The following is a 12,179-nucleotide window of genomic DNA, read 5'->3' as shown; positions in this document are numbered from 1 at the left end:
CAGGCGAACGCTTCGCTTCTTTAGGCTTTCCTTGCTCTCTTCGTTATCGTGTAACAAGTATTCAAAAATAACTAACAAAACATTTTTATATATAAAAAGAGATCAGGGGATTTATAATTTCGTACAGGTATTATAATTGGGGGTCGAATGTTCATATGGTAGCGATCTTTATCATTGGATTTATCGTGTCAATGGGACTGGCTCTAGCCCTGACACCGCTTGTCAAAAAGTTCGCAGTCAAAATTGGGGCGATGGATACGCCAAATGCACGTAAAGTGCACACTCGGATTATGCCTCGTCTTGGTGGTTTAGGAATTTTCCTGGCCTTTATCATTACGGTTGCTGCACTGCTTCCTTTTGTGTCTTCTTGGTTTACAACAAGAGATATGAGCTTTGTCAGTGCCTTTCTGATCGGTGGAACGATCATTGTGCTGATTGGCGCATTGGATGATCGGTTTGAACTGTCAGCCAAAGTGAAGCTGCTCGGACAAATTGTTGCTGCTGCTGTCGTCGTGTTCGGATTCAATATCCGTGTAGACTTTGTCAATATTCCTTTTCAGGATTCCTATTCCTCACTGGAAGCTTGGGTGTCCATTCCGCTGACGATCCTCTGGATTGTTGGGGTAACGAATGCGATTAACCTGATTGATGGTCTGGATGGTCTGGCTGCCGGTGTATCCGGTATTGCCATTGGTACCATTGCCGTGATGTCCTTCCTGATGGGTAATATGATGATTGCCTTGATGTGTCTTGTGCTGCTGGGTAGTATTATCGGATTCCTGTTCTTTAACTTCCATCCGGCCAAGATCTTCATGGGAGATACGGGATCGCTATTCCTTGGGTTCTCTCTGGCGATGTTGTCCATGCTCGGATTCAAACAAATTGCGGTCGTGTCCTTCATTACACCGTTGATCATTATCGGCGTGCCGCTCTCGGATACCTTCTTCGCGATCATTCGTCGTGCGGTACAACGGAAACCGATTTTCTCACCGGATAAAGGTCACTTGCATCACTGCTTGCGTGAACTTGGATTCAGTCACCGTCAGACGGTGCTGATCATCTACGGAATTGCCGCATTCTTCGGTGTACTGGCGATTATCCAATCTTCCGCTGCGATGTTCGAAGCCAACTGGGTAACGTTCGTTGTAATCTGTATCATGATGTTCTTCCTTCAGGTCGGAGCAGAAGTCATCGGACTTGTAAGCAAAACCAGAAGACCGGTTATTAACTTCCTGATGCGCATGCGTGTGAAGCTAAACCCGGAGACTCGTTCGAAATCCTAAATAGAAACGCTCGTTTACTGATCTTATTGAATATTCTTTCAGGCCCAAGCCTTGTCCCTCGTGGACAAGGCTTTTTGTTTATTTTGTTGTTTTTACTAAATAATTGGAACCTAATGGCCGATATATAACGGTAACTGACTTAAAAAGAGGAGAGATGATTGCATGCAGCGTACGAAGAAGCCAATGATATGGCTGATGATGGTGGCACTGGTTGTATCTCTAATACCAGCAGGCCTTGCACCAGTCGCATCGGCGGCAGACAAACTGACAAGTTATTTCACCCCGGATGTTTCCGCACTGAGAAACACGGTTGATTTGACATTGACGGCTGGGGTAAATCAAATAACGAGAGATAAAGTATATAAAGTAACAGATGCACAGCAAGCAATTAGCGGTACGTATACAAAAGTAACCGGATCGACATTGGGTGCTAATATCCAGTTGCTGAACTGGGATCAAACCACGAATCGCTGGGTAGAGGACGCTACACGTGTCGCTCCAGCAGTAGTAACATTGGACCCGGACAGACCGGATAACCGTTTCAAAGCAAATGTTACTTTATACCCGGGTATGAACCGCATTACATTTACGGGTGCACAAGGACAGAATGAACGTTCCGAAACGTTCTATATCCTCTTTGACCAAGTACCTTATGTGGAGAAGCTGCAGGTGCTTGGCGGTTCAGACAATCTGGATCTAAATGAAGGAACACAAATTGTAGTGAACAAGGATGAAATTACGCTTCAAGGTAAAGCCATGAATGCCACGAAAGGAACGGTATCGGTAAATAGTGGCCAAGCTTTGTCAACACAACTTTTACAAGATGGTACATTCTTCTCACCGCAACTTAAGCTGAAACCAGGCGTGAATGATCTGAAACTGGTTATACAGAATGGTTCAGATACACTTACCTTTAATTATTCTTTGTTTTATTATGATGAAAAAAATCCGGTAGTGAAGCTCGACCTGCTTGATTCGAGTGGGAATGCGCAGAGTTTGCTTGGTGTGGAGCCTGTCTTTACAGAAGACACGGATAAGGCCAAGGTACATGTGCAAATGTTGATTCCTTATGATGAAGTAAACAAAAACAAATTCAGTGAAGGCGCTGAGATCATTGTAGACAACAACACAACGAAAGAGACGCCTACCTTCACTGAAGAAGTTTTCATTCCGAGTCTGAAGGATAACACGCCTTCATACTGGCTGGTATCGTTTGATATCAATGCTGTGAATTTTAACAAGGATACTAATGGTGCAGTTTTGGTCGATCAAAATCATACATTATCCGTAACGTACGGAACGAAGACAATAAGCAAGCGGATGGACTTTCAATATATGAAGGGACAGACGGTTATTACTGACTTGAAGTATCTCAAAGGTTACAGTGGAAGTGGTACAACCAATCTTCCGACGGGCGAGCCCTTGAACGGCGCGAAAGTGGATTCTGGTGATTTCTACGTCATGGTAAATACGAACGGTAAGCCAGCTAATCCTACGACGGGATTGAAAGCAAATTATCTCCCTTTGGGAACAAGCCCAATCACGCTTCAATATGTAGCAACAGTGTCTGATACCAGCTATATCTTCAAAGTAGTTGGATTGAAGAATGGTAACCAGACAGTTCGGTTCAACTACGATGGATCTACAGCTTATAAGGATGTCACAATCTCCTATGCTTCCAAGAACTTTATTTACGTTGAGAACCTCACAGATGGTCAAACGTACAATGTAAATTCGGGAAGCGGAAATACGCTTGCTGTCAAAGGGCAGTACATTGACTTCGATGATACGATCAACAGCAGCTTTTTTGTGGCAGAAGTGTTTGCTAATGGTGTGAAAGTGAGATCAACGAATACTTCAGAAAGCTTAGATCCTGCCTGGTTGAATAAAACCACTGGAGCATTCAATCTCAATCTCAATATTTCTTTGAAAGACGGTCCTTTGGTCTTCGGGGAAAACCGTATTATCTTGACGGGAACGGGTAAAGATGAGAAAGGTCAGGCCCGTGAAATTCGAAAAGAATTACGGATTTATATTGTGGATAACAATGTATCTACCATTGCTAATTTCCAACCGGCTGTGGGGAAAGATCGTCCAAGCTTCCCCCCGAAAGAATATAGCGCCGATAACCCGCAGCTGGCACAGATCTTCAATCTGACTCCTGAGTTTACTTATAATGATAATAAGTATACGACCAGCTTGAAAAACTATGATGTGGTTCTCCGTGGTAGCGGTGCAGTCAAGATGAATCTTAACATGGGAACCAAAAATATTATGTCGGTTGACTTGCCGGTTAACTCAGTAGATAACGCAACGGTTACATTCGCTGGTGATCGTTACACTTATGATTTTGCCGGTGATCGAAAAGACTTTATCATGCGTGTTCAGGATCTCGTTGCAGATGCACCAGGTACTTATGTGTACACGTTGGAGTTAATCAATGAGACCGGAGCCAAAACGTCGCAAAAACTGGAAATAGTAAGAGAAGTGAGTGCATATCGCATTCTTTCTCCACAACCAACGGTGGGTAAGCAGATTGTAGTGAACAAAAACTTTGTTCATTTTGACATTGAAGCTGAGGGAGCGACAGCAGTTCTCATCGGTAAAGACCCTGCTGTGAAACGTACAGATCTGGGAAATAACCGTTTTGTATATGACTATGTAGGATTGAAGCAGGACAAAGAAAACAAGATCAAAATTACAATCACACGTGCAGGTACAAGCAACACAGATACCATTGAAATATTCTATACAAGTACTGTAGGTGTGGATGCTCAGTATATGGCTCCGAAGGTAGCAACCAAATATAACGTCTTCAATAAGGGGTTACAACTCAGTTTCCCGAAAGGGACTGTCATGCAAAGCACCAACACAAGAGGCATTACAAAGTATTATCCGGATACGAAGCTGCTGTTTGGTATCGCGGACCCGACTACGGGAATTGTGGAACGACGAAATGACTATGGTAACGTGATTGGTTTCCCTGGAACGGGCGAAAACAGTGGTGCACCGTCGTGGAGCATTCCGGATGAGTATCTGCTTAACTTTGGGTCGACGAGTGCGTCAAGCAACTTCGGTCCAGTCTCACAGATCTTCTGGATTAATGGAGGTTTGGGTGAAGCCGGGGATCTGGGTGCAGCTACGTATGCGGCTCCAACGAATGGACTTGCTCCATACTCCGTAGAAGGATTGTTTGGTAATCCTCAGACACCGGCAGAACGCAAAATTACACCATCAAAGCGGGGAAGTCTGACATTGTCGTTTGATCCTAATGTAGTAGACGAAGCTGGTTCTACGATTACAGTATATCGCTATACGTCTAATCGCCAGTGGGAAAATATTGGTGGCGAGGTCGATACCAAAGCGCATACGGTCACTGTGCCGTTTGATGAATTCGGCTATTACAAAGTAATGAAATTAAGCCGCAGTTATAATGATATAACGAATCACAATTGGGCTCGTAATATTCTGAATGGTCTCTATTCCAAAGGCTTTATGAACAACTTGCGTTTCGAGCAATTTGGTACAGATGATCAGACGACAAGAGGCGAATTTGCTACCTTGCTGGTTAAAGGCCTTAATCTGCCAATTAACTCGGATAACAATCGTACATTCGTGGATCTTGTGCCAGGTGCACGTTCTGCAACATGGGATTATGACCGTATTGAGACAGCAGCAAGAGCGGGTATCGTAACAGGTTTGACTGACGGGGTGTTTGGACCGGATCAACCGCTGACACGTGAACAAGCGGCAGTCATGATAGCACGTGCTCTGAAATTAAAACTGGCAAATAACGATAGCAAGCTTGATGCTTCACTCGCCAAGGCCTTTATGGATTCGGGCAGTATTGAGAAGTATGCAGGTCCATCCATTATGGCTGTATCCAAGGCGAAAATTATGGAAGGTGCCGCTGTAACGGTTCCGGGCCAGAAAAAACCGCAGTATAACTTCAATCCGAAAGGTAACTTAACTCGGGCAGAAGCAGGCAAAATTGCTGTGGAACTGCTCAAGAAAAGCACTAAAGTATTCCCTAAAAACTTGAGCTAATTCATGTAAGATCATCTATGCATTATTGGAAGGACCTGTCCCTTGTGCGAAAGGGCAGGTCTTTTTAACTGAAAAACAACTGTTAAAGAACACTTTTATAATAGAAGAAATAAGTTTTTTACCAGTAACTATTTTTGTAATTTGCTAGAGATTAAGATACAATAACGATAAATACACAATGATCTAGAGGGTGAAGTTAGCTAATGAAACCGATTTATTCGAAGGCCCAACTGGGCTACATGAAGGCAAAGACACAGTTCGAGAAGCAGGCAGTCATTCTGGAGAAGAAGATAGAAGATACACGTAAAACACAGGAAGTTTCCCAAGAAGTGATGGAAGGGCTCGTACAGGCAACTGGCTTCCATGATGCGTATAACAATTTGGTTCTGGCTGAGAATGACTTGATTGAATGGTCTCACACCACGATGAAGCATGAAAAGACATACCGGGAAAATAGACAACCTATTGACGACATGTATCTGAGATTGAACAGTGATCCAAATATGCGTGCTCAAATTATTGATCTTGCGATGAAAATTCGCTAAGTTATATAGCGAGAACTCGACATGAAGGCATTCCATAGGGAATGCCTTTTATTTTTTAGTTTTAGAGGAATTTGTCGCTTCATGTAGGTAATAAGTGGGTACTAATTAAACGTCCACAACGATCCAGACACAGAATAATTTCATCTATGCTGCTGTAATGCCACTGATTTAAAGGTTTTGGACGTCTTAAATACCCGCACTGTATCAATACATAAATAAGTTCAAAACTTTTTTTGAAGAATCCGCAACTTTTTGAAATCTGCTGCGTTTAAGATGTAGAGTCAAAAACATTGGGCCTCTTACCAAGAATGACCTCGTGAAGAATCTTGTCTATTTATTAGAAAAAATTTCTTTACGGCGAGAGTAACCCATTGTATAATACGTTAGGTAGGATTAGGAAACTACTCTATTTTCGTATGGTTCTATTATTATGCTTGTTTACAAGTTTCTGTGATATGCTCACAGACATCATTTATATTAACTTGCTCAGGACTCTGGAAAGGGGGTGCAACAATATATGAGGAACACGAGCGAAACTATTAAAGAAAATTCCCATGTTATGAACGCCCAAGGAGGAGAAAAAAAGGTTATGAAGAAAATTTTATCCGTAGCATTGTCTACAGCAATGGCATTCTCGATGTTTGCATCTGTAGCATTCGGTGATACAGCAGTTTCACCACAACAACAGTTTGATGCATTGAAAGCAAAAGGTGTTTTCACTGGTTATCCAGATGGAACAGCTGGTTTGGACAAAGAGATGACTCGCGCTGAGTTCGCAAAAGTTATCACTAAATTGCTTGGTCTGAAAGAAATTACTGGTGTTTATTCTTACAAGGATAAAAACTACAATGCTAAAAACTGGGCTGCTCCTTACATTGAAGCAGTAACAGCTGCAGGCATCATGGAAGGTAAAAACGTTGAGAAGAAAATCTTCGACTTCAACGGTAAAGTAACTATCGAAGAAATGGCGAAAGTTCTGACAATCGCTTTGGATCTCGAAGTTCCAACTGAAACTAACAACTCAGCAACAGCTTGGGCTAAAGGTTATGTTCAAGCAGCAATCAACGCTGGTCTGCTTGATTCCAAATTGAACTTCCAATCCAATGCTTCCCGTCAATTGCTTGTAGGCGCTGCTTATGCAATTGATCAAGAGCAAAGCTTGAAAGTTTCTTCTTACGAAGTAACTGAAGCTGGTAAAGTTGTTACTTTCAAAATGAGCGATGGAGAGTCCGTTAAAGTGACTTTGGATAAAGCTCTGGAAGCTAACAAAGAAACTGAAGTGAAATTCACTTACAAAGAGAAAAACTTCACTGAAAAAGTTACTTATAAAACTACTGTAGCTCAAGCTGTAGCTTCTGTATCTGCTACAAACTTGAAAGAAATCACAGTTAAGTTTGATGGTACTGTAGATCCTAACTCTGCTGAAAGCACTAATAACTATGTTGTTAGCGGATTGACTTTCAAAAGCGCTACATTGTCCGATGACAAAACTACTGTAACTTTGTTGGTATCTGAAGGTAACACTTCTTTGACTAACCAAAGATCCACTAGTCTTCAAATCAACAATGTTAAAAATGCTGATGCAACAAAAACTTTCACACAAAAAGTAGAGTTTACTCCACTTGATGTTGCAGTTCCAGAAGTAAAAGAAGTTAAAGCTTTGGGAACAAAAGCTTTCAAAGTAGTTTTCAGTGAGCCAGTTAAACCTGAAACTGTAAACGCAACTTCTTTCCGTGTAGATAACAACGTAATTGCAGCTTCTGTAAAATACGTTTATCCTAACACTGCAATTGTAACTACAGATCTGACTGCTGGTGAGCACACATTGCGTGTGAGCGGCGTACAAGACTACTCTGGTCTGGCTATCGTTCCAGTAGAAAGCAAATTCACTGCAACTGAAGATACAGCTGCTCCTAAAGTAGTTGGTGTTAAATCCAACGACTTGAAAGAAGTAACTGTTGAGTTCGACGAAACAGTGAAAAGCGTTGCAAGTGCATACGCTAACACTACAGGCAACACTGCACAATCCATTGAAATCAACGACAACAAAGTTACATTGAAATTCAACAATCCGTTGAACGTATCGGAAAACACAGTTTATCTGACTGCGGTTTCTGACTACAGCAATAACTCTGCTTCCGTTGATGCAAAAGTAACTCCAACTTTGGATACAGTTCGTCCAGCAGTTGTTGATACTAAGTTCAAAATGGAAAACGGAAACTACATCGCTGAAATTCAATTCAGCAAGTCTTTGAAATTGGATTCTGCACAAAACCCAGAGAACTATGTTCTCAAAGATGCAGATGGTAAAGTTGTAACTGCTTCTGGATTGACTTCCAAAGGTCACCCAGTAATCACACCAGTTTATACTGATAACAATAAAACTGTTAAAGTTAACCTGGGAAGCAGCTTGAAATCTGATGCAACTTACACTCTGACTGTATCAGGTGTTATCGATACTGCTTACATCGGAAATGTATTGTTGCCTTACACTGCGACACTGAACGCTAACACAGCTCAAAACGGTAGTGTTACACGTGTATGGTCCGATGTGACTAACGGTGTTCGTTATGTGTATGTTCAATTCAACAAAACTTTGGCTACTTCCGGTGACGGTAATGCTCTGGATGCAGCTAAATATATGGTAACAAACGTTGATAACAATGGTGCTCCTATTGGAACTCCATATCAAATCGCTAAAGAAAACAATGACATCACATTGATTTCTACAAACACTGTTAGAATCGCTGTTACAAATAATGTTGCGATCACTGACTGGGCTAAAGCTAAAGTTTCCGCAAGCTACATTAAAGATTCCGAAGGTAAATACTTCAACAGTGGTAACTACACTGTAGGATCTAACGTTGGTTCTTCCGAAGTACTTGCGACAACTAACGATGTCTATGCTACAAGCCGTAACGAAGTTAAAGTTAAATTCAACACAGCGTTGTCGAATGTTAACTTGGGAGACTTCGATCTGAACGGAATTCGCCCTACAAGCTACACAATGGCTGATTCTAACAAAACTGTAGTTCTGAAGTTCGCTGACAACACTATCGCTAACGATGTTGACGGTTATACTTTGAAAGCTACTAACCCTAGCACTCAAGATAGCTTTGGTAATAAACTTCAAGCGTTCACTGCAACTGTATTGGACGGTATTGCTCCAACGGTAACTTTGAAAGATATCGTTAAATCGGGTAACACTGTAACATTTACTGTATACGCATCTGAGGCTCTTAAACAAGATGGCAACTACGGTACTGCTTACATTCAAGGATTGTTCAGTGTTGATGCAGGTAGCGGCGTGACTGCAACAATTACAGGTGCTACTATCGACCCTACAGATAAGAAAACAATCACTGTTACTGCAACTGTAGTTGGTAACACAGATGGAAAAGTAGCAACTGTCAAATTTGACGGTGAAAAGAACAAAGCAGCAAAAGCTATTAACGACGAAAACGGCAATGCATTGGGTGAGTTCTCATACGGTAAAGAACTGTAATCCATATCTTCCTAAAACAGCCTTGCATCAATAAGATGCAAGGCTGTTTTTTGTTATGTTCTTATTCAAGAAATCATTAAATTTCATTAAAAGTTACCTCTTTGAAACTTCCTTTACCTAAAAAGCGTCTATACTATAACATAATGGAAATCTATGTATGGAGGTTTCAAGTGAAAAATAAATTGACGAAGGTTATTATTACTGGTGCTTTATTGGGGATTACGCAAAGTGTATGGGGCGGTTATGTTGCAAGCGTGGATGCTGCGGGGGCTTCAAAATCTTCAAGTTCTGTAGCGCAATCGAAAAAAGTGGTTGTAAAAACGCTTGGAAATGTTCCGGCTGTCAAATTATCAAGCAAAAGTAGTGTTAGACTCACGGATGTTAACGTGTTAACACAGGACGAAGGCAAGCTAATTACGTATACTCTCACATACACTAACAATGATAAGAAAAGCTTGCAGTTAGTTGATTATTGGACAAAGGTGCGCAGCAAGGGCGGAACAACCTATAATTCCAAACTGCTGGCTCAGGATGCAGAGAAAAAAAGTGTCGCTGGGGGCTCTACACTCTCGGTTACATATGTGACTACGGTAGGTAAGAACGTGCAGTTAAGCAGTCTTAATTTTGAAATTGTGAAATGGGATTTCAGTAAACCAAACTATGAAAGCATCCTTGGGAAAATCAATATTCCTGCCGCGTATAGTGTGGCTACTCCTGTAAATACACCTAAAAAGGTGCGAATTAATGATATCCCGGTGAAGGTTAAGGTTCAAAGTCTTCAGACGTTCTCTGCTTCAGACAAATCCAATTATGCAAGTGTGAAGATTAATATGCATAATGTGGGGTATAAGGGATTGGAAAACCCTAGTGTGAAGTGGGTTCTTATCACAAAAGGTGGAAGCAGCTACCCGCTTAATTTGAACGCTAATGATGCAACGTATAGCATACAGCCTCAGGAATCAAAGAGTATTAACTATATAACAACCATTCCCAAGAAGGTGAAGCTGGACGGGGCTGAGCTTATCATGGTGCAAGAAAATGAAGCAGAGAAATCAGTCATTCCGCTGGCCACCATGCAATTGCCAAAGTCTACTTCATTGAAGAATACAGAAATTAAGGTCGGCAAGGTTCATACGATCACACTTGAGGATAACAAAGGTAAGATGGCTACAAGTGTAGGAGAGGTAAGTGTAAGTCAGACTCATGGCAATAACTATTATACCGTCAACTTTAAAATTAAAAATACGGGTTCACGGGAAGTTACTGTTCCTAAGTATGAATTCTCGGTTCAGAACAAAAAAGGAAAAGATTTCCCGTTAACTACAAAGGCACTGGATAGTCTCAAATTAAAGCCGGATGAAGAACGTTTAATACGTTTGACATTTAGTTTGCCTTATGAGGAATCCGATGAATCGCTGAAATTGGTGATGAACACGCCAAAGGCCGAGGGCGCTGAAGGCGCGGTGGACAAGGAAATTAAGTTTTCGTATCCGGCTGGAATTTATGTTTTGCCTAAAGCAAACTCGATGCAACAGTCTATTGGAACGGAGAGTACTCTGCAACTACAGAATGGAACATTGGGTGTGACGTGGAACTCGATTCAACGCTTGCCTTGGGAGAACTCGGATGTCTTGTCAGCAAGGGTGACTTTGCGTAATATTTCTACGAATACGCTCAAGCTTCCTGATCTAAAAGGAATGTTGTCCATTGACTCGGCGGATATTTCGGATACGAAATTAATGATTAGCCAAAATTCAGCCTTACTTGGACCTGGAAATTCGGTGGATATTCACCTATTGACTTCTCTTCCTAGTGACCTGGGCGTGGCTCAACTGCAAGTAGCGTTATCTGAGGTTGTGGGCGAGAATTCATCTGAGTTGATTCGTCTTACTCACATTGGCGAACTTCCAGCATTACCACAAGTGGAGTTGGGAACTAATTATGTATTAAATAAGCCTGGAAAGAGATCTGAAATCAAAGTGAAAAGAACTCTCGTCTATCCGGGAACATCTTCCGACATCGTATATACCGAGCTACAGGTGAAAAATGTGGAAAATCGCCAAATTGATCTGGCCCAATTAACGGGATATTACGAATCCAAAAACGGGCAGTACTACAAAACGACCGTTAAACAAATTGATTATCCCGCAGGTCCTGGAAACTCGGCTTTGGTGACCATGTGGTCCAAAATCCCGAGAAATACGGTTGTATCAGATATGAGGCTGTTAATCGGTGAAACTGTGGGAGGAGAAAGCACAGGCAAAGAAGGAGCAGTGGCTGCTGGTACGGGATATGTGGATGCAGCTTCCTATGAACTCAAACCTGATCAAGAGTCTACATTGACAACAATTAAAAATGTGGATATTTATCCTTTTACCATTCAAACGAGAGACTTCAAAGCATCTCTTAGCGGTGGCTCTACGGTCAACCTCGCATGGAATTACGACGCCTCCCGGAATAATGAGTTGAATTTGCCAGAGAATGGTCATAAGCTGATTGTACAAATTATTGAACCTACTGGAAAAGTATTCGATAAAGAGATTGTGTTGGACAAAGATCTTAAAGAAGGTAATAATCAATTCTTAAATTGGACGATCCAAGATGTAGTATTTGATGATCGCCGCAGTGGGGCTTACACAATCGCCATTTATGATGAATTCCAGGGACAACGGATCAAGCTTGCTACTCAAGCGATGGGTTTTGTTCCTGCGGTTGGGAATCTACCGGATGGTGGAAATAATCCCTCACCGGAGTCGTTGTAGAATCTTTCTATTAAAGATATGATAGACCAAGAGAATA

Annotated in this window: 5 protein-coding genes; all 5 read left to right on the top strand. The window is 41.7% G+C overall.

What is annotated here, in order from left to right:
• Positions 1-155 precede the first annotated feature (155 nt).
• The 5 genes from JNUCC31_RS11630 (at position 156) to JNUCC31_RS11610 (ending at position 12,142) form a co-directional block, all read left to right on the top strand.
• Positions 156-1,283 carry a glycosyltransferase family 4 protein gene (locus tag JNUCC31_RS11630; protein ID WP_192271260.1) on the top strand — a complete coding sequence of 376 codons (1,128 nt, stop codon included), beginning with the start codon at positions 156-158 and terminating at the stop codon, positions 1,281-1,283.
• Between the two features lie 162 nt (positions 1,284-1,445).
• Positions 1,446-5,330 carry an S-layer homology domain-containing protein gene (locus JNUCC31_RS11625; protein ID WP_192271258.1) on the top strand — a complete coding sequence of 1,295 codons (3,885 nt, stop codon included), beginning with the start codon at positions 1,446-1,448 and terminating at the stop codon, positions 5,328-5,330.
• Between the two features lie 203 nt (positions 5,331-5,533).
• Positions 5,534-5,875: a hypothetical protein gene (locus JNUCC31_RS11620; RefSeq protein WP_024631636.1), complete on the top strand. Its 342-nt coding sequence runs from the start codon at positions 5,534-5,536 to the stop codon at positions 5,873-5,875.
• A 517-nt stretch (positions 5,876-6,392) separates the two neighbouring features.
• On the top strand, positions 6,393-9,380 hold the full coding sequence (locus tag JNUCC31_RS11615; RefSeq protein WP_192271256.1) for an S-layer homology domain-containing protein: 2,988 nt from the start codon (positions 6,393-6,395) through the stop codon (positions 9,378-9,380).
• Positions 9,381-9,550: 170 nt separating this feature from the next.
• The gene (locus tag JNUCC31_RS11610; RefSeq protein WP_192271254.1) at positions 9,551-12,142 is read left to right on the top strand and encodes a DUF4352 domain-containing protein; all 2,592 of its coding nucleotides are present in this window, start codon (positions 9,551-9,553) and stop codon (positions 12,140-12,142) included.
• Positions 12,143-12,179: the final 37 nt, after the last annotated feature.

This window comes from Paenibacillus sp. JNUCC-31 (assembly GCF_014844075.1).
Taxonomy (GTDB): Bacteria; Bacillota; Bacilli; order Paenibacillales; family Paenibacillaceae; genus Paenibacillus.
Note: the sequence above shows the minus strand (reverse complement) of the source record. Positions and strands in the feature narration are given on the sequence as shown.

Excerpts from the sequence above, each read along its gene's own strand:
- JNUCC31_RS11630 (WP_192271260.1), top strand. The coding sequence starts at position 156 with ATGGTAGCGATCTTTATCATTGGATTTATCGTGTCAATGGGACTGGCT.
- JNUCC31_RS11625 (WP_192271258.1), top strand. The coding sequence starts at position 1,446 with ATGCAGCGTACGAAGAAGCCAATGATATGGCTGATGATGGTGGCACTG.
- JNUCC31_RS11620 (WP_024631636.1), top strand. The coding sequence starts at position 5,534 with ATGAAACCGATTTATTCGAAGGCCCAACTGGGCTACATGAAGGCAAAG.
- JNUCC31_RS11615 (WP_192271256.1), top strand. The coding sequence starts at position 6,393 with ATGAGGAACACGAGCGAAACTATTAAAGAAAATTCCCATGTTATGAAC.